Source organism: Streptomyces sp. WAC 01529, from assembly GCF_003945545.1.
GTDB lineage: Bacteria > Actinomycetota > Actinomycetes > Streptomycetales > Streptomycetaceae > Streptomyces > Streptomyces anatolicus.
Genome location: NZ_CP029617.1, coordinates 3374163 through 3392855, shown reverse-complemented (window position 1 = coordinate 3392855; position 18693 = coordinate 3374163). Strand labels below are relative to the sequence as shown.

The 18693-nt window shown below is 72.6% G+C and carries 17 protein-coding genes; 11 read left to right on the top strand and 6 right to left on the bottom strand.

Translation table 11 applies throughout. The features are described from left to right. The first annotated feature begins 78 nt into the window (after positions 1 to 78). From DMA15_RS15095 to DMA15_RS15085, 3 genes are all read left to right on the top strand, one after another. On the top strand, positions 79 to 420 hold the full coding sequence (locus DMA15_RS15095) for a helix-turn-helix transcriptional regulator (RefSeq protein ID WP_125513266.1): 342 nt from the start codon (positions 79 to 81) through the stop codon (positions 418 to 420). Then, positions 417 to 1097, top strand: coding sequence for a permease prefix domain 1-containing protein (locus DMA15_RS15090; RefSeq protein WP_125513265.1), 681 nt, complete (start codon positions 417 to 419; stop codon positions 1095 to 1097). The genes DMA15_RS15095 and DMA15_RS15090 overlap by 4 nt, the downstream gene beginning before the upstream one ends. A gap of 83 nt (positions 1098 to 1180) precedes the next feature. Then, on the top strand, positions 1181 to 1753 hold the full coding sequence (locus DMA15_RS15085) for a GNAT family N-acetyltransferase (RefSeq protein ID WP_125513264.1): 573 nt from the start codon (positions 1181 to 1183) through the stop codon (positions 1751 to 1753). Between the two features lie 70 nt (positions 1754 to 1823). Here the strand turns inward: DMA15_RS15085 and DMA15_RS15080 are convergent, their stop codons facing one another. The 5 genes from DMA15_RS15080 to DMA15_RS15060 all read right to left on the bottom strand — a co-directional run bounded on the left by DMA15_RS15080 (position 1824) and on the right by DMA15_RS15060 (position 8700). Then, positions 1824 to 2675 (bottom strand): DMT family transporter, encoded by an 852-nt coding sequence (locus DMA15_RS15080; RefSeq protein WP_125513263.1) that lies wholly within the window; start codon positions 2673 to 2675, stop codon positions 1824 to 1826. Next, positions 2672 to 3232: a YbaK/EbsC family protein gene (locus tag DMA15_RS15075; protein ID WP_125513262.1), complete on the bottom strand. Its 561-nt coding sequence runs from the start codon at positions 3230 to 3232 to the stop codon at positions 2672 to 2674. The genes DMA15_RS15080 and DMA15_RS15075 overlap by 4 nt, the downstream gene beginning before the upstream one ends. A gap of 81 nt (positions 3233 to 3313) precedes the next feature. Then, entirely contained in the window at positions 3314 to 4963 is a 1650-nt protein-coding gene (locus tag DMA15_RS15070) for a penicillin-binding transpeptidase domain-containing protein (RefSeq protein WP_240660213.1), read from the bottom strand. Positions 4964 to 5189: 226 nt separating this feature from the next. Further along, entirely contained in the window at positions 5190 to 6824 is a 1635-nt protein-coding gene (locus DMA15_RS15065; RefSeq protein WP_125513260.1) for a penicillin-binding transpeptidase domain-containing protein, read from the bottom strand. A gap of 136 nt (positions 6825 to 6960) precedes the next feature. Next, positions 6961 to 8700 (bottom strand): phospholipid carrier-dependent glycosyltransferase, encoded by a 1740-nt coding sequence (locus DMA15_RS15060; protein ID WP_125513259.1) that lies wholly within the window; start codon positions 8698 to 8700, stop codon positions 6961 to 6963. A gap of 62 nt (positions 8701 to 8762) precedes the next feature. Between DMA15_RS15060 and rsmI the strand changes: the two genes are divergently transcribed. The 7 genes from rsmI to DMA15_RS15025 all read left to right on the top strand — a co-directional run bounded on the left by rsmI (position 8763) and on the right by DMA15_RS15025 (position 16107). Beyond that, positions 8763 to 9659 carry a 16S rRNA (cytidine(1402)-2'-O)-methyltransferase gene (rsmI, locus tag DMA15_RS15055; protein ID WP_125513258.1) on the top strand — a complete coding sequence of 299 codons (897 nt, stop codon included), beginning with the start codon at positions 8763 to 8765 and terminating at the stop codon, positions 9657 to 9659. A 153-nt stretch (positions 9660 to 9812) separates the two neighbouring features. Further along, entirely contained in the window at positions 9813 to 10274 is a 462-nt protein-coding gene (locus DMA15_RS15050) for a hypothetical protein (protein ID WP_125513257.1), read from the top strand. 71 nt (positions 10275 to 10345) lie between these two features. After that, positions 10346 to 11221: a TatD family hydrolase gene (locus DMA15_RS15045; protein ID WP_125513256.1), complete on the top strand. Its 876-nt coding sequence runs from the start codon at positions 10346 to 10348 to the stop codon at positions 11219 to 11221. Positions 11222 to 11319: 98 nt separating this feature from the next. After that, positions 11320 to 12645, top strand: coding sequence for a resuscitation-promoting factor (locus tag DMA15_RS15040; protein WP_240659803.1), 1326 nt, complete (start codon positions 11320 to 11322; stop codon positions 12643 to 12645). A gap of 191 nt (positions 12646 to 12836) precedes the next feature. Continuing rightward, positions 12837 to 13703 carry a 16S rRNA (adenine(1518)-N(6)/adenine(1519)-N(6))-dimethyltransferase RsmA gene (gene rsmA / locus DMA15_RS15035; RefSeq protein ID WP_125513254.1) on the top strand — a complete coding sequence of 289 codons (867 nt, stop codon included), beginning with the start codon at positions 12837 to 12839 and terminating at the stop codon, positions 13701 to 13703. Beyond that, a complete protein-coding gene (locus DMA15_RS15030; RefSeq protein ID WP_125513253.1) occupies positions 13700 to 14587 on the top strand; it encodes a 4-(cytidine 5'-diphospho)-2-C-methyl-D-erythritol kinase in 888 nt (295 codons plus the stop codon). The genes rsmA and DMA15_RS15030 overlap by 4 nt, the downstream gene beginning before the upstream one ends. A gap of 149 nt (positions 14588 to 14736) precedes the next feature. Then, a complete protein-coding gene (locus DMA15_RS15025; protein ID WP_125513252.1) occupies positions 14737 to 16107 on the top strand; it encodes an acyltransferase family protein in 1371 nt (456 codons plus the stop codon). Here DMA15_RS15025 and DMA15_RS15020 read toward each other — a convergent pair. Further along, on the bottom strand, positions 16094 to 16708 hold the full coding sequence (locus tag DMA15_RS15020; protein ID WP_125513251.1) for a Uma2 family endonuclease: 615 nt from the start codon (positions 16706 to 16708) through the stop codon (positions 16094 to 16096). The genes DMA15_RS15025 and DMA15_RS15020 overlap by 14 nt on opposite strands. 168 nt (positions 16709 to 16876) lie before the next feature. On the opposite strand from DMA15_RS15020, the gene DMA15_RS15015 reads away from it, so the two are divergent. Continuing rightward, positions 16877 to 18688 (top strand): ABC-F family ATP-binding cassette domain-containing protein, encoded by a 1812-nt coding sequence (locus tag DMA15_RS15015; RefSeq protein ID WP_125513250.1) that lies wholly within the window; start codon positions 16877 to 16879, stop codon positions 18686 to 18688. Positions 18689 to 18693 lie beyond the last annotated feature (5 nt).

Here is an 18693-nt window from a genome sequence, read left to right as displayed (position 1 = left end):
ACGGCGAACGGCGAAGCTGAATGTGTTGGCTGCCAATACATACACTGCCTACGCAGACTTTGTGTAGGCTGCCTACCCATGAAGGCGGATGCGGTACGAGGACACCTCGACGGACTGCTGCTGGCCGTGCTGGAACAGGGCCCGCTGCACGGCTACGCGATCATCACGGCGGTGCAGCGCCGCAGCGGCGGCGCGCTGGAGCTGCGTACGGGCACGATCTACCCCGCGCTGAACCGCCTGGAGCGGCTCGGCCTGCTCAGCAGCAGCTGGCAGTCGGCGGGCGAACGGCGGCGCAGGTGCTACGAGTTGACGGACGCGGGCCGGGCGACCCTGGCCGGTGAGCGGGCGGCGTGGGACGAGTTCACCGCCGCCATCGGCTCGGTCCTCAACCCCGGCGCGCGCCCCGGACTCGCCACATGAGCCCCATCGACCGGCTCCTCCAGGAGTACGTGGCCGACCTGGGCGCCGCTCTGCACGGCCCCGCCAAGGCCAAGTCCCGGCTGATCGGCGAGGTACGGGACGGCCTCGCCGACACGGCCGCGGCCTACGCCGACGCGGGCCTCGGCGAGGAGGAGGCCGCCCGGCGGGCGGTGCGGGAGTTCGGGTCCGTCGGCGAACTCGTCCCCAGCTGCCAGCGGGAGCTGACGGTCGCCCAGGCCCGGCACACCGCGCGGGCGGTCACGCTCGCCGCGCCCTTCCTGATCGGCTGCTGGTACCTCGCGAGGAGCGCGGGGCACGACCTGGCGTGGGACGTGTCGCGCGCGCCCCAGCTCCTCGCCGTCCACCTGGCCTTCGTCGCGACGGCGGCCGCGCTGCTGGCCGCGGTGACCCTGGCCGCCACCGGCAGCCTCGCCCGCCGCCTGCCCGCGCCGAACCGGCTCCCCCTCCTGGTCGCCTGGGCAGGCACCACCGCGAGCGGGGCCATGGCGGCGGCGACCCTCGCGCTCACCACGGCCGCGGCCCTCGCCACCAACTGGCCGCTGCTCGCCTTCGCCGGAGCCCTGGCGGCCGCCTCCCACGCGGCCCTGGCCCCCTCGGCCCGAGCCTGCCGCCACTGCGCCCGCCTCCCGGCCCCGCCGCACCCCGTCGCGGGCTGAGCCCCGCGCTGGACGCTGAGTCGGCGGTCCTGGGCGGGCGCCGTGCTCTCTTGGGTGTCAGAGGCGGGTGTCATGATCTCGGGATGACCGTCGCGCCCGCCTCTCGGCAACCTCCCGTCCCGCAGCTCACTTTCCAGCAGCTCACCTCTCCGCACGACGCCACCCCGCAGCTGCGACGCGCTCTCACCGAGTGCTGGATCGAGGTCACCAACGCGGGCGGCGCGGCAGGTTTCCCCTTCCCTCCCGTGGACGCCGACACGGTAGCCCCGGTCCTCGACCGTGTCGTCGACCAGCTCTCTCCCGACACCGGGCGGCTGCTCACGGCGACGACCGTGGACGGGGAACTCGCGGGCTGGCTCAACATCCGCCGCGACCGGTCCGAGCTGATCGGGCACTGGGGCACGCTCCACCATGTCCAGACCCGCACCGCCCTGCGCGGGCGCGGGGTCGGCCGTGCCCTCATGGACGAGGTGCGCCGGGTCGCCAAGGAAGAGATGGGCCTGGAGCAGCTGCACCTCGCCGCACGTGGCGGCGTCGGCCTCGAGGACTTCTACGGGCGCCTCGGCTGGAAGGAAGTCGGCCGGTGGCCCGGCGCCCTGCGGTTCGGCGCGGGCGACGACCGGGACGAGATACTCATGCTCCTGGCTCCCCTCTGAATCCGCGCAGACCCTCCTCTGAACCGCGCCACGGCGTCCGAGCCCCAACTCCCCAGCGCACCCGGCTCCCTCACCCCGCGTGCAGCATCAAACCGATGCCCGCCACCATCAGGCCCGCCGCCACCAGCCTCGGTGTGCCGAAGCGTTCCTTGAAGAAGAGCGCGCCTATCGCCGCGCCGACGATGATCGACGACTCCCGCAGCGCGGAGACCGGGGCCAGTTCCGCCCTCGTCTGGGCCCACAGGACCAGGCCGTACGCGGCGACCGAGAGGGCCGCGCCCAGCAGGCCGACCGCCGCGAACGGGCGGAGCCTGGAGACCAGTTCGCCGCGCCAGCGGTACGCCGCGTACACCGGGACCGCGATGCCCTCCAGGATCATCAGCCACGCGATGTAGCCCATGGACGAGCCGGACGCGCGTACGCCCAGGCCGTCCACCACCGTGTACGCCGCGATGGAGACGCCCGTCGCGAGGGCCGCGCCGATCGCCGCCCAGTCCGGGCGGCGCCCCGACCCCCGTATGCCCCACAGCGCGAGGCCCGTCAGGCCCGCGCAGGACAGCGCGACGCCCGCCGCCTGCCAGCCGTCCGGGACCTCGCCCGCGAAGACCGCCGCGAGGACCGTGACCACCAGCGGGGCCGTGCCGCGCGCGATGGGGTACGCCTGGCCGAAGTCGCCGAGCTTGAACGACCGCATGAGCAGGGCGTAGTAGCCGACGTGCAGGAGCGCGGAGAGGATCAGATACGGCCACGCCCCCGCCGCCGGGAGCGCGACGAAGGGGGCGAGGAGCAGACCGATCAGCGTGCCGCCGCCGGAGATGAGCGTGAAGCCGACCAGCTTGTCGGTGATGTGGTGGGCGATCGCGTTCCAGCTGGCGTGCGTGACGGCGGCGAGCAGCACCGCCGACGCGACCAGCGGGGTCACTTCGCGTTCTCGCGCACGTCCACCAGCGCGGCGCCCGCGTGGGCGATCAGCGTCTTGGGGTCCATGGGGAAGACGGCGTACGGGGTGCCGGCCGCCGCCCACACCACGTCGTGGCCGAGGAGCGAGCGATCGGCGAGTACGCGGGTCCTGGTGGCGTGGCCGAAGGGCGGTACGCCGCCGATCGCGAAGCCGGTCGTCTCCCGGACGACGTCCGCCTTGGCGCGGGTGACCTTCTCCGCGCCCAACTCGGCGCGCACCAAGTCGACGTCGACCCTCGACGCGCCGTCCATCAGGACGAGCACCGGCACACCGTCCGCCGCGAAGATCAGGGACTTGCAGATCTGGCTCAGCTCGCAGCCGATCGCGGCCGCCGCCTCCTGCGCGGTCCGGGTCTGCTCAGGGAAGCGGCGGGCCCGTCCGATCACCTCGGCCAGACCCAGCTCGCGCAGGGCGGCGGCGAAACGGGGGTGGGCCGCGGAGTCGGTGGGTTCAGCGGACTCGGGGGGTTCAGCGGACTCGGCGGGCTCGGCGGACTCGACGGGTTCAGTAGTGCTCATGCCCGGCACGCTAGCGGTCCGTGTACGGGGCACGCGACCGCGTATCCGCATGGCGGACAGCCGAGTGCGGACCGCGCTCGCTCAGTCCCCCGCCAGCAGCATCGCCCGCACCAGCGGCCCCGCCGAATCCCCGCCGTGACCGCCCTGCCGCACGACCGCCGCCGACGCCAGGTCGCCCCGGTACGCGGTGAACCAGCCGTTCGGCTTCTTCTGGCCGTCGACCTCCGCCGAGCCGGTCTTCGCGCCCATGTCCGAGCCGAGGCCCCGCATCGGCTTCATCGCCGTGCCGGACACCGCCGTGTAGTGCATGAGTTCCCGCAGCGCCGTCGCCGTCGCCCCCGACATCCTGCGCGGCGCCGTGGCCAGCGTGCGGTCGTCCACGTCCGGCGAGACCAGGTAGGGCTGCTTGAACGTGCCGGACTTCACCGTCGCCGCCACCGACGCCATGTTCAGCGGGTTCATCCGCACCCCGCCCTGACCGATCAGCGAGGCCGCCATCTGGGCGTGGCTCTGCACGGGGACGGCGCCGTCGAAGGACGGCACCCCGATCGACCAGTTGTCGCGGCCGAGACCGAAGACCTCCTGCGCCTGCCTGGTCAGCGAGTCGTTCTCCAGCTTCTTGGCCTGGCTGATGAAGGCCGTGTTGCAGGAGCGCGCGAAGCTCGCCCGGAACGTGCCGTTCTTGATCTGGAACTTGTCGTCGTTCTGGAACTTCCAGCCGCCGTACGTCTCGTACTTGGGGCACGGGTGCTTCTTGTCCACCCCGGCGAGCTTCTTCTCCAGGAGCATCGACGCGCTGACGACCTTCATCGTGGAACCGGGCGCGAGGGAGCCCTGGAAGGCCGTGTTGAAGCCGGTCGGATTGGAGTTGGCGGCCGCCAGGATCTCGCCGGTGCTCGCCTTGACGACGACCACGGACGCCAGCTTCCGCTTCGCCGTCTCCCGTTCCGCCGCGGCTTGCAGCGAACCGCTGAACGTCGTCTTCAGCGTCCCCGGGGTCCCGGGCGAGAGGGCCAGCAGCGTCTTGTCGGGCCTCGACTTCGCGTCGTCCTTCTGCCCGGCCTTCTCCGCGGCGTCCTCGGCGTCCGCCCGCACCACCCGTAGCTCCACGCCCGCCCTGCCGCCGGCCTCCTTGCCGTACTTCTCGCGCAGCCCGTCGAGGGCCGTGCCCAGCGACGGGTACTTCGCCGCCGTCAGCTCGCCGCCGTCCCGGTCCACCGCCTTGATCGGCGGATCGCCCGCCTCGCCCGTGACCAGGCGGTCGCCGTCCCTCAACTCCGGGTGCAGGACCGAGGGGCGCCAGTCGACGAGCGTCCTGCCGTCGCTCTTCCTGCGGACGACCGTCACCTCGGACTCGTAGGCGAAGGGCTTGCTCTTCCCCTTGTACGACACCGTGGCCGCCGCCTTGAACGGCACCTCGGCGCTCGTCCGCCCGGCCGGCTTCCCGGGGGTGAGCCGGACCTTCGTCAGGTGGCCCTCCTCGCGGTAGGAGGTCAGGGCCTTCCGCGCCGCCGTACGGTCGTCCGTCAGCGAGGCGGCCCGCGCCACATCGCCGTCGGCCCACGCGGCGAGGAACGCCCGCGCGGTGTGGCGCACTTCGGCGGAGGTCGGCGGTCCCGAGGGCACCGGCTTCGCGTCGTCGCCCGTCCCGCCGGACCCCACGCCGCCGGAGAGCGCGAACGCGGTGGCCCCCACCCCGCACACGACGACGACCGCCGCCCCGCCGAGCACGCCCGGGTGCACCCGCGTGTTCCGAAATCCGACGCCCTTGCGCTCGGCGGCGCGCCTTCGCTTGCCCACAAACCCTCCGCAGCTCCCCGGAGCCCCCATGCTCCTCACCGGTTCCTCACCGGAAGGCCACCTTAGAGGCGTACGGAGAAGCCCTCGACCACTTTGCCGCCCGGCCGGACGACCGCCCGGCGGACCCTCTACCCTGCCCGCCCTCCGCCTCGCGGAGTCATCCCGCGCGCAGTACGTCCGCGACGATCGGCCCCGCCGCGTCACCGCCGTGCCCGCCCCGCTGTGTCATCGCGGCCGCCGCCACATCGCCCCGGTACCCGGTGAACCAGCTGTCGGACACCGCCTGGCCGTCCCTCTCCGCCGACCCGGTCTTCGCGCCGATGTCCCCGGTCAGGCTCGCCATGGCGCGCGCCCCCGTGCCGCTCACCGCCGTGCGGCGCATCATCTGGCGCAGCTGCGCGACGGTGGAGGCGGGCAGGCCGCGGGCGGTGGCCAGTGCGCGGTCGTCGAGGGACCTCGGCACGATCACCGGCTGCCGGAAGGTGCCCGTCATCGCGGTCGCCGTGACCGAGGCCATGTTCAGCGGGTTCATCCGGATCTTGCCCTGGCCGAGGGCGTTGGCCGCGCGGTCGGGGCCCGGGGAGGCCGGGACGTCGCCGTCGAAGGAGGGGACGCCCACCTTCCAGTCGCCCTGGCCGAGGCCGAAGCCGTTGCGGGCCTCCTCGGTGAGAGAGGCGTCGGTCAGGCCCCGTTCGTCGACGAGCTTCACGAACGCCGTGTTGCAGGAGCGCGCGAAGCTCTCCGAGAGCGTCGCCGACTCGTTCGGCACCATGCCCTTGAGGTTGTGGAAGGTCTGGCTCTGCCAGGTCGCGGTGGCCGGACAGGGCGCGGCCCCGCCCGCCTTGGTGACGCCCTTGTCGATGAGCATCGCCGCCGAGACGATCTTCATCGTCGAGCCGGGCGCCATCGTGCCGAGGAACGCCGCGTTCCAGGAGTCCTCGCGGTTGTTGGCGACGGCGAGCACCTCGCCGGTGCTCGGCTTGACCGCCACCACCGACGATTCGTCGTGCCGCAGGACCGCCCGCTCCGCCGCCTTCTGCACGGGCGCGCTGAGCGTCGTACGCAGCTTGCCCGGCCTGCCCTTCGAGAGGGTGAGCAGTGTGCGCGTCCCCGCCGTGGCCTCGGCGTTCGCGGGCCGGACATACAGCTCCACGCCCGGCGTGCCGCCCGCGCTCTCCCCGTACCGCTTGCGCAGCTGGTCCAGGATCGGGCCGAGCGAGGGGTACTCCTTGGCGCGCAGGACGGTGCCCGCGCGGTCCACCGCCCGCAGGGGCGGCGCCACGGCCTCGCCCGTCACCAGGGTGTCGCCCTCCTTCAGGGAGGGGTGCAGCACGGCCGCCGACCAGTCGACGAGCGCGCGGCCGGTGGTCTTGCCCCGCACGACCCTCAGCTCGGAGTCGTATGTCAGGGGCTTGCTCTTCCCCTTGTACTTCACCGTGGCCGACACGGAGAACGGCACGCGCGTGCCGGACGCCCGCTTCGGGGTGAGCTTCACCTTCGTCAGGTGGGCGTCCTCGCGCAGGCCGGTCAGGGCGGTCGACGCGGCCTGGAGGTTGTCCGTGTACTCCGCGGCCCGCCCGGCGTCGCCCTCGGCCCACGCCGCGAGGAAGTTCCGCGCGGTCTCGCGGACCTCCTCGCCGGTGGGCGGTCCCGTCTCCGCGGGGGCCGGGCCCGCTCCCGGCGAGCCGTCGTTGGACACGCCGTTCACCACGTTGTACGCGCCGTACCCGGCGCCCCCCACCATGACGACGAACACCCCGCCGACCAGAGCGGCCTTTGCTCCACTGCGCACGATGCGCTCCCCTCCCCAGGAGCCTCCCCGAAGGAGATGCCCGGGAAGGTCGTTCGTCCGGCACCTTAAGGGGGAGGGAGGGAAATTTGGGACGTCCGTTATCCGAAGGTGTCCAACGTGGCCAATACGTCGGCCATTACACCCACGTATCCAGCCACATCCGGGACCGCCAGGAATCGATGGGGATGGCGGTGCCGGTGTGGACCGGCCAGAAGTAGATGAAATTCCAGAGGATCAGCAGCACGATGACACCGGAGGCCGCCGCGCCCGCCACCCGGCGCCGCTCGTCGGATCCCGGCGGTCCCAGGATCGCGCCGATCAGCATCGCCACCGCCAGACACAGGAACGGCACGAAGACGACCGCGTAGAAGTAGAAGATCGTCCGCTCCTGGTAGAAGAACCAGGGCAGATAGCCGGCAAGCACCCCGCACAGGATCGCGCCCGCCCGCCAGTCGCGCCGGAACGCCCACCGCCACAGGACGTAGAGCAGCGCGCACGCCCCGACCCACCACAGCAGCGGGGTGCCGAGCGCGAGGACCTCGCGGGCGCACTTCTCGGTGGTGTCGGCGGGGCAGCCCTGCTTGCCGGGCAGCGGCGACTCGTAGAAGTACGAGACGGGGCGGCCGTCGACGATCCAGCTCCAGGGGTTGGACTGGTAGGTGTGCGGCGAGGAGAGGCCCACGTGGAACTCGTAGACCGCGTGCTCGTAGTGCCACAGGCTGCGCAGCCAGTCCGGCAGCCATGTCCAGCTGCCGCCGCGCCCGTCGGTCGCCGCCCAGTCGCGGTAGTAGCCGCCCGAGCCGTCCGTCGGGGAGAGGATCCAGCCGAGCCACGACACGACGTATGTGGCCAGTGCCACCGGGACCGTCGACACGAACGCCGGGAGCACGTCCCGCCGCAGGACCGCGCGGTAGGGCCGCACCGCCCCGGCGACGCGGCGCGCGCCGACGTCCCAGAAGACGGTCATCAGACAGAGGAAGACCATCACGTAGAGGCCGTTCCACTTCGTGCCGAAGGCGAGCCCCAGGCAGAGACCGGCCGCCCAGCGCCACGGCCGCCATCCCAGGCGCACCGTTTCGGCGACGCGCATGTCGGGGCGTACGACACCGTCACCGTCGACCGGCAGCGCGGCCGCGATCCTCTCCCGCGCCCGGTCCCGGTCGATGAGGAAGCAGCCGAACGCGGCGAGCACGAAGAACATCAGGACCTGGTCGAGCAGTGCGGTGCGGCTCATCACGAAGTGCAGGCCGTCCACGGCGAGCAGCGCGCCCGCCAGACACCCGAGGAACGTGGAGCGGAAAAGCCGCCGCCCGATCCGGCACAGCATCAGGACCGACAGCGTGCCGAGCACCGCCGTCATGAACCGCCAGCCGAACGGGGTGAAGCCGAACATCCACTCGCCGAGGCCGATCACGTACTTGCCGACCGGCGGATGCACCACGTACGCCGCGTCGTGCGGGATCGCGATGTCGCTGCCCTGCCGCAGCACGTCGTCGTTGATCTTCTCCGGCCAGTTGACCTCGAAGCCGCGGTGGATGAGCGCCCAGGCGTCCTTCGCGTAGTACGTCTCGTCGAATATCACGGCCTTCGGATTGCCGAGGTTCCAGAACCGGATCACCCCGGCGACCAGCGTGACCAGCAGCGGTCCGAGCCACGCCGAGCGGCGCACCACCCGGTCCGCGGCCGCCCTCGACAGACCGAGCGTCATCCACAGGCGGGGGCCGGGCCGCGTGTACGGGGGCACGAGCCGCGCCCTGACGTCCTCTCTGGGCCGCGCCACGTAGCCGAATCGGCGCAGCCGCCGCTGCCAGGAGGGCTGCTGCCCCTCGGCCGCCTGGCCCTCGCGGGTCTCCGGTGAAGACGCGGTACTGGTCACCGCGCCATCGTAGGGAACCAGACTGTGCGAGTCCCGCCCGTGCGCCCTGCGAGGATGGATCCGTGACAGGAAGCGCAGATTCCCCCGGAACCCTCGTGTTGGCAGGCACCCCCATCGGCGATGTCGCCGACGCGCCGCCGCGCCTCGCCACCGAGCTGGCCTCGGCCGACGTGGTCGCCGCCGAGGACACGCGGCGCCTGCGCAGGCTCACCCAGGCGCTCGGAGTGCAGGTCGGCGGCCGTGTCGTCTCCTACTTCGAGGGCAACGAGAGCGCACGCACGCCCGAGCTGGTCGAGGCGCTCGCGGGCGGCGCGCGCGTCCTGCTCGTGACGGACGCCGGGATGCCCTCGGTCTCCGACCCCGGCTACCGCCTGGTCGCGGCCGCCGTGGAGCGGGACATCAAGGTGACCGCCGTGCCGGGCCCGTCCGCCGTGCTCACCGCGCTCGCCCTCTCGGGGCTGCCGGTCGACCGGTTCTGCTTCGAGGGCTTCCTGCCGCGCAAGGCGGGCGAGCGGCTCTCGCGCCTGAAGGAGGTCGCCGACGACCGCAGGACGCTCGTCTACTTCGAGGCCCCGCACCGCATCGACGACACGCTCACCGCGATGGCCGAGGCGTTCGGCGAGGAGCGCAGGGCCGCGGTCTGCCGCGAGCTGACCAAGACGTACGAAGAGGTCAAGCGCGGTTCGCTGAAGGAGCTGGCCGAGTGGGCCGCCGACGGCGTGCGCGGTGAGATCACCGTCGTCGTCGAGGGCGCCCCCGAGAAGAGCGCGGGCGATCTCGGCCCCGACGAGCTGGTGCGCAGGGTGCGGGTGCGCGAGGAGGCGGGGGAGCGGCGCAAGGAGGCGATCGCCGCCGTCGCCGCCGAGGCGGGCCTTCCCAAGCGCGAGGTCTTCGATGCGGTCGTGGCGGCAAAGAACGCGGATCGAAGCGGCCCATCGGAGGGCAAAGGACTATCGTGAAAGGCAAAGCGCGGGCCGCGCGCCAGGCCTCTTTCCTAAGGGAAGGCCAAATCCGCTCCAACGCTCGACAGGTCTGATGCGCTCGCTCCCGTAAAGGCGTCCACTGGTCGCAGGGACGGCGGTACCTGTCCCTCGGACAAGAGGAGCAGCGGCATGAGTGAGATCGCGGACACCGGTCACCCCCGCACGGCACTGAATGTCGGTCATGAGTCCTACGCGTTCGCCTGCATGCGGTGCGGGCACGGCTGGGAACAGTCGTACGAGATCGAGCATCACGTGGACGCCGGGGGCCAGGAATTCGTGAGGTACCGGGCGGACGGCCTGCACGTCCCCTCGCCGCTCTCCCGCCCCACCTGTCTCAACTGCGGCGGCCATGTCGTGCGGATCATGCGCGCGGGCCAGGTGTCGTCGGTGCTCGACATGATGCGGCGGCAGTACGAGGGCGGGCGCGGCGCGGACGAGCCGACGGGCGCGACCGAGGCCGGTGCCCGGGGCGTGGGCCCGGTGGTGGGCGAGGGCCCCGGGCCCGTGCCGGTGGCGCCGGCGGGCGGCCGGGACCACCACTGGCACCTCTCCGATCTGCTCCACCCCTTCCAGCACCGCAAGGCGCGGTGAGGGAGCCCGGTCCGGGGCGGTGCGAGGCTCCGCGGGAGCGGTTCAGGTCCGGGCGTTCGTAGGATCGACGTATGCCTTCGAAGAACGCCGACGCGCCGCCGCCCCTGCCCGCACCGCTCCAGGTGGCGGTCGCCGACTCGCACACCCACCTCGACATGCAGTCGGGCACCGTGGCGGAAGCCCTCGCCAAGGCGGCCTCGGTGGGGGTCACCACGGTCGTCCAGGTCGGCTGCGACATCCGGGGCTCCCGGTGGGCGGCGGAGACCGCCGCCGCGCACAAAAGCGTCCACGCCACGGTCGCCCTTCACCCGAACGAGGCGCCCCGCATCGTGCTCGGCGACCCCGACGGCTGGTCCCGGCAGGGCGCGCGCGAGGCGGGCGGCGACGGCGCGCTCGACGAGGCGCTCGCGGAGATCGACAGGCTCGCCGCGCTGCCGCACGTCAAGGGGGTCGGCGAGACCGGCCTCGACTACTTCCGCACCGGACCCGAGGGCATGGCCGCCCAGGAGCGTTCCTTCCGCGCCCACATCGAGATCGCCAAGCGGCACGGCAAGACCCTCGTGATCCACGACCGCGAGGCCCACGAGGACGTCCTGCGCGTCCTGAAGGAGGAGGGCGCCCCCGAGCGCACCGTCTTCCACTGCTACTCCGGTGACGCCGCGATGGCCCAGGTCTGCGCGGAACACGGCTACTTCATGTCGTTCGCGGGCAACGTCACGTTCAAGAACGCGCAGGGCCTGCGGGACGCGCTGGCCGTCGCGCCGCTCGAACTCGTCCTCGTCGAGACGGACGCGCCGTTCCTCACGCCCGCGCCCTACCGGGGGCGGCCCAACGCGCCGTACCTCATCCCGGTCACCGTGCGCGCCATGGCCCAGGTCCGCGGCATCGACGAGGACGAGATGGCGGCGGCCGTCTCTGCGAACACCGCGCGTGCCTTCGATTACTGACCGATAACGCAACGACGCTCCGTAGCGAGCCGACTTTGGAGGGTGACGGCGGCTCCGCTAGGTTCTGTCCGCCCGGTCCGGACCTCTGGAGCGTCATCGTGAGCAACGCGCAGTACGAGACGTATGAAGCGCCGTACGAGCCCTACGCCCTGCCGTACGAGCCGACCGAGCCGCACGCCCAGCCATACGTGCCGGGCCAGGTCACGGGCCCCCCGCCGTCCGGTGCGCTGCCCGGCGCCGCCCCGACCGGCGGCGGCCGGGCCGAGGCGCGGCGGGCCGCCCGCCGCGCGAAGTCCGCCCGGGGCACCGGCGGCCCCCCGTCCTCCGAGCGGGCCGAGGTGCTGCGGCGCCTGGTGCCGCAGGCGCTCGTCGTGGCGTTCCTCGCGGGCGGCACCTCCGCGTTCGTCGCCGAGGACAAGGCGGTGCGGCTCAGCGTCGACGGCAAGCCGCGCACCCTGCACACCTTCGCCGACGACGTCGGGGAACTCCTCGCCGACGAGGGCCTCGCCGTCGGCGCCCACGACATCGTCGCGCCCGCGACGGGCACCGCCCTGGCCAGCGGCGACGAGGTCGCCGTCCGCTACGGCCGGCCCCTGCGGCTCACCCTCGACGGCGAGCGGCGCCAGGTGTGGACGACGGCACGCACCGTCGACGGCGCCCTGCGCCAGCTCGGGGTGCGCGCGGAGGGCGCCCACCTGTCGGCCTCGCGCAGCCGGCGCATCGGCCGCGACGGACTCGACCTCGCCGTCCGCACGGAACGCACCGTCACGATCATGGCGGACGGGCGGGAGCGGACCATCCGTACGAACGCGGCGACCGTGGGGGAGGCCGTCGCGGAGGCCGGGGTCACGCTGCGCGGGCAGGACACCACGTCGGTGGCGCCCGACAGCTTCCCGCGCGACGGGATGACGGTCACCGTCATGCGGATCAGGGGATCGAAGGAGGTCAGGGAGGAGGCGATCCCCTTCGAGGTGAGGAGAGCGCAGGACCCGACGCTGTTCCGGGGCACGGAGGTCGTGGTGCAGGCCGGACGGCAGGGCGCGCGGCGCGTGACGTACGCGCTGCGGACCGTCAACGGCGTCAAGCAGAAGCCGCGGCGGATCGGCTCCGAGGTGGTGCGGGAGCCGCAGGACCGGATCGTGAAGGTCGGCACGAAGCAGATGCCGTCGTCGGTGGCCGGGGCGGACGGCCTCGACTGGAGCTCGCTGGCGCGCTGCGAGTCGGGGGGCCGCCCGGGGGCGGTGGACCCCTCGGGCACGTACGGCGGCCTCTACCAGTTCGACACGAGGACCTGGCAGGGCCTCGGCGGCACGGGGCGCCCCCAGGACGCGTCGGCCTCGGAACAGACGTTCCGAGCGAAGAAGCTGTACGTCCAGCGGGGCGCCGCGCCCTGGCCCCACTGCGGGCGCCGCCTGCGCGGTTGACGCTTCACCGCGGGTGCGTCGTGGTTGCTCGCGCAGTTCCCCGCGCCCCTGACGGGGCGCGAGAAACCGTCGGCTGAGCGCCCCGTCAGGGGCGCGGGGAACTGCGCGACCAGCCCCCACCGGCGGTCAGCCGAAAACGAGACGTAGCTGCCGGAACAAGGCCCAGGGGCCAGCCCACGTAACCTGGTGCGGTGAGCACTGAGCACGGCGCCCTCCTCGGCCCCGCCGACATCCGCGAACTGGCCGCTGCCCTGGGCGTACGCCCCACCAAGCAGCGCGGCCAGAACTTCGTCATCGACGCCAACACCGTCCGGCGCATCGTCCGCACCGCGGAGGTAGGCCCGGACGACGTCGTCGTCGAGGTCGGCCCCGGCCTCGGGTCCCTGACCCTGGCCCTGCTGGAGACCGCCGCGCACGTCACCGCCGTAGAGATCGACGACGTACTCGCCGGGGCGCTCCCCGCGACCATCGAGGCCCGCCTCCCCCAGAAGACCGGCTCCTTCGCGCTGGTGCACAGCGACGCCATGCTCGTGCGCGAGCTGCCGGGCCCCGCCCCGACCGCGCTGGTCGCGAACCTCCCGTACAACGTCGCCGTCCCCGTCCTGCTGCACATGCTCGACACCTTCCCGAGCATCGAGCGCACCCTCGTGATGGTGCAGGCCGAGGTCGCCGACCGGCTCGCCGCCGACCCCGGCTCGAAGGTGTACGGAGTCCCGTCCGTGAAGGCCAACTGGTACGCGCGGGTCAAGCGCGCCGGATCCATCGGCCGCAACGTCTTCTGGCCCGCCCCGAACGTCGACTCCGGGCTCGTCTCCCTCGTGAAGCGCGCCGAGCCCGTCAAGACCAGCGCGTCCAAGCGCGAGGTCTTCGCCGTCGTCGACGCCGCCTTCGCGCAGCGCAGGAAGACCCTGCGGGCCGCCCTCGCGGGCTGGGCCGGTTCCGCGGCCGCCGCCGAGGCCGCCCTGGTCGCCGCCGGTGTCTCCCCGCAGGCGCGCGGCGAGGCCCTCACCGTCGAGGAGTTCGCGCGGATCGCCGAGCACAAGGAGGCGGCCGCGTGAGCGTGACCGTACGCGTCCCCGCGAAGGTCAACGTCCAGCTCGCCGTGGGCGCCGCCCGCCCCGACGGCTTCCACGACCTCGCCAACGTCTTCCTCGCCGTGGGCCTCTACGACGAGGTCACGGCCACCGCCGCGGACGAGCTGCGGGTGACCTGCGAGGGGCCCGGCTCCGACCAAGTACCCCTTGACCGCACCAATCTGGCGGCGCGGGCAGCGGAACTCCTCGCCGCGCGGTACGGCATCGCCCCCGACGTCCACCTCCACATCGCCAAGGACATCCCCGTCGCCGGGGGCATGGCGGGCGGCAGCGCGGACGGCGCCGCCGCGCTCGTGGCGTGCGACGCGCTGTGGGGGACCAAGGCTTCCCGCGGCGAACTGCTCGACATCTGCGCCGAGTTGGGCAGCGACGTGCCGTTCAGCCTGGTCGGCGGCGCCGCGCTCGGCACCGGGCGGGGCGAGAAGCTTCAGCCGCTGGAGGTCGGCGGCACCTTCCACTGGGTGTTCGCCGTCGCCGACGGAGGGCTCTCCACGCCCGCCGTGTACCGCGAGTTCGACCGGCTCACCCCGGACGCGCCCGCCCCCGAGGCTTCCCCCGCGCTCCTCGAAGCCCTGCGCACGGGCGACACCGAGGCGCTCGCCGCGACGGTCACCAACGACCTCCAGCCCGCCGCCCTCTCCCTCTTCCCCTCCCTCGCCGACACCCTCGCGGCCGGCACGGCGGCGGGCGCCCTCGCCGCGCTGGTCTCCGGCTCGGGCCCGACGACGGCGTTCCTCACCGCCGACGCCGCGTCCGCGCACAAGGTGGCCGACGCGCTGACGTCCTCCGGCACCTGCCGCACGGCACGGCTGGCGACGGCACCGGCGCAGGGCGCGCAGACGGTATAACTGGCGCCCCGAAGGGGCGCGGGGAACTGCGCGCCCAGGCACGACGAACCCGCGCCGACACCCCAGGCCCAGATACTCACCCCCGAATGAGTACGGGATGAGTACGGGCACGCTGACGCCGAAGGCACCCCGCACGCGACCGTACGGTCATGGGATCAAGCGTGCGCGAACTGGCCGAGAAGACGCCCACCGGGCGTGACCGGTACATCGACCTGCTGCGGGTCGCCTCGCTGGGCACGGTCGTCGCCGGGCACTGGCTGATGGCGGCCGTGACCACCGGCGACGACGGCCGCGCCGAGGTCGGCAACCTCCTCGCCGTCGTACCGGAGCTGCAACCCCTCACCTGGGCGCTGCAGATCATGCCCGTCTTCTTCTTCGTCGGCGGCTTCTCCCACGCCCTGTCGTACCGCTCACTGAGCCGCGCGTCCAAGTCAGGGTCCGGGTCCGGGTCCGAGGGCGGCTCGGTCTACTCCGCCTTCCTGCGCGCCCGCCTCCAGCGCCTGCTGCGGCCCACGATGGTCTTCATAGGCGTATGGGGCGCGGCCGCGCTGGCCCTGCAACTCCTCGGCCAGGGCGGCGGCCTCCTCGACGTGGCCCTGCGCCTGGTCGCCCAGCCGCTCTGGTTCATCGGCATCTACCTGGCGATGGTCGCCTTCACCCCGCCGCTGCTGCGGCTGCACGACCGGTGGGGCTGGGGCGCGTTCGGCGCGCTCGTGGCGGCGGCGGGCGCGGTGGACGTGGCCCGCTTCGCGTTCGACGTGCCGTACGTCGCGTTCCTGAACTTCGCCTTCGTCTGGCTCGCGGTGCACCAGCTGGGCTTCTTGCGGGCGGACGGAAAGCTGCGCCTGCCGTACGTCCTCGCCGGGGCCGGTCTCGTGGGCGCCGCGCTCCTCGTCGCGCTCGGCCCCTATCCCCTCTCCATGGTCGGCATGCCCGGCGAACGCGTCTCCAACATGGCACCGCCCACCTTCGCCCTGCTCTGCCACGGCCTGTGGCTGGTCGGCGCGGTCGAACTCCTGCGCGCCCCGGCGACGCGGTGGCTGGCGAGGCCCCGGGTGTGGCGGGGCGTGGTCGCGGCCAACGGCATCTCCATGACGGCGTTCCTCTGGCACCTGACGGCGATGCTCGGGGTCTACGGGACGCTGCTCGCCCTCGACGTCCCGCTCCCGGCGCCCGCGAGCGCCGCGTGGTGGGCGCAGGTGCCGCTGCGGCTGGCGGCGGCCGCGGCGCTGACGGCGGCGCTGGTGGCGGCCTTCCGCCGCTTCGAACGCCCGGGGGCCGTACGCGGGCCCGGCGCACCGGCGGCGTCCGGGGGCCCGACGGCGGCCCTCGGCGTGACGCTCTGCCTCTTCGGGGTGCTCGGCCTGTCGATGGTCGGCTTCGGGGGCCTGCTGGAGGGGCGTACGGCAATGCTGATCGCCGTCCATGTGACGGCTCCGGCGGCGGTGGGGATGGCGCTGGTGGGGTGGCTGCTGGTGGAGCGGGCGGGGCGGGGCGCCCCTGGCCCTACAGCTCGTTGATGCCGTTGAGGTCGATGTCGATGTCGAAGGGCACGGAGATCTTGAGGCGGTCGTGATAGATGCCGGTCAGGGCGTACGTGCCGGACACCGTGCCGAGTTCGTAGACCTGGACGACAGGGTGATCGTCCTGGCCCGCCATCTCCACCAGCCAGAAGTGGCGGATACCGGCAGCGGCGTACTTGAGCGGCTTGGTATCCCGGTCGCGGGCCTGCGAGTCGGGAGAGACGACTTCCACGGCGAGAAGGACGTCGGCGGCGGAGAACGAGGTCTGATCGCGGCTCTTGACGGCTTCCTTGCGGACGACGGAGATGTCCGGCTCGGGGCCGTTGCGACGGTCGAGGACGACAGTCATCTCCCGGCTCACCCGCAGCTCCGTCGGCACGCTGCTGCGGAGCCCGTTCACCAGCAGATCGATGGCGAGGCTGTGGAACAGGCGTTGCGGACTCACGAAGATCAAGCTCCCGTCGAGCAACTCGGTGTGCGGCGGGAGGTCGGGCAGCGTGTGCAGGTCGTCCACGGTCCAGCCCTCCGGCGGCGGCACCGGCCATCGCGGCCCGGACACCGGCTCGGAGACCGGCTCGGGAATCGGCTCGGCGGTCATGGTTCCTCCCATGGACGGGATTCTTCGGCCTGCCCCCCAACCGTAGCCCCCGCGTTCCGGATCCGTCATCACAAGGAGTGAGCAACCCGGTACCCACAAGCGGCCGCCGACCCGCCCCCCGCGGGCGACTACGCTGGAGGATCGATCGTCCCCCCTGTCAGGAGAGAAATGGCCGTCAATCTGGTCAATGTCGAGGCAGTCAGCAAGGTGTACGGCACCCGTGCCCTGCTCGACGGCGTCTCACTCGGCGTGTCCGAGGGGGACCGGATCGGCGTCGTCGGGCGCAACGGCGACGGCAAGACCACCCTGATCCGGATGCTCGCCAAGCTGGAGGAGGCCGACACCGGGCGCGTCACGCACAACGGCGGGCTGCGGCTCGGCGTGCTGACCCAGCACGACTCCCTCGACCCCGAGGCCACCGTCCGGCACGAGGTCATCGGCGATCTCGCCGACCACGAGTGGGCGGGCAGCGCCAAGATCAGGGACGTGCTGACCGGCCTCTTCGGCGGGCTCGACCTGCCGGGCTTCCCGCAGGGGCTCGAGACCGTCATCGGCCCGCTCTCCGGCGGCGAGCGGCGCCGCATCGCGCTCGCCAAGCTGCTCATCGCCGAGCAGGACCTGATCGTGCTCGACGAGCCGACCAACCACCTCGACGTGGAGGGCATCGCCTGGCTCGCCGAGCACCTGCGCACGCGGCGCTCGGCGCTCGTATGCGTGACGCACGACCGGTGGTTCCTGGACCAGGTCTGCACGCGCATGTGGGACGTGCAGAAGGGTTCCGTCTTCGAGTACGAGGGCGGCTACTCGGACTACGTGTTCGCCCGCGCGGAGCGTGAGCGCATCGCCGCCACCGAGGAGAGCAAGCGGCAGAACCTGATGCGCAAGGAGCTGGCCTGGCTGCGGCGCGGCGCCCCGGCCCGCACCAGCAAGCCGAAGTTCCGCATCGAGGCCGCCAACGAACTGATCGCGGACGTGCCGCCGCCGCGGGACACCAGCGAGCTGATGAAGTTCGCGACGACGCGGCTCGGCAAGACCGTCTTCGACCTGGAGGACGTCTCCGTCCAGGCCGGTCCGAAGCTGCTGCTCAAGCATCTGACCTGGCAGCTCGGCCCCGGTGACCGCATCGGCCTGGTCGGGGTGAACGGCGCGGGCAAGACCTCGCTGCTGCGCGCCATGGCCGACGCGGCCCGCAGCGACGGCGACGTACAGCCCGCGGGCGGCAAGGTCGTCGTGGGCAGGACCGTGAAGCTGGCCTACCTCTCGCAGGAGGTCACCGAACTGAAGCCGACGCTGCGGGTGTTGGAGGCCGTGCAGCAGGTGCGCGAGCGCGTCGACCTCGGCAAGGGCCGGGAGATGACCGCGGGACAGCTCTGCGAGACGTTCGGGTTCAACAAGGAGAAGCAGTGGACGCCGGTCGGTGATCTGTCGGGTGGTGAGCGGCGCAGGCTCCAGTTGCTGCGGCTGCTCATGGACGAGCCGAACGTCCTCTTCCTCGACGAGCCGACCAACGACCTCGACATCGAGACGCTGACGCAGCTGGAGGACGTCCTCGACGGCTGGCCCGGCTCCATGGTCGTGATCTCCCACGACCGGTTCTTCGTCGAGCGGACGACGGACAAGGTCTTCGCGCTCCTGGGCGACGCCACCATGCGGATGCTGCCGCGCGGCATCGACGAATACCTGGAGCGGCGCCGCCGGATGGCCGAGACGGCCTCCGCTTCCACGCCCGCACCCGCTGCCGTGCGGACCGAGACGAAGACGGTCTCCGCCGCCGACGCCCGCGCCGCCAAGAAGGAACTGCAGAAGATCGAGCGGCAGCTGGACAAGGTCTCCGACAAGGAGGCCAAGCTGCACGCCCAAATCGCCGATAACTCCACGGACTTCGAAAAGGTCGCCAAATGGGACGCCGAACTCCGTGAACTGATCGGTGAGCGCGAGGCGTTGGAGATGCGCTGGCTGGAGCTGGCGGAGGACGCGTAGAGCTC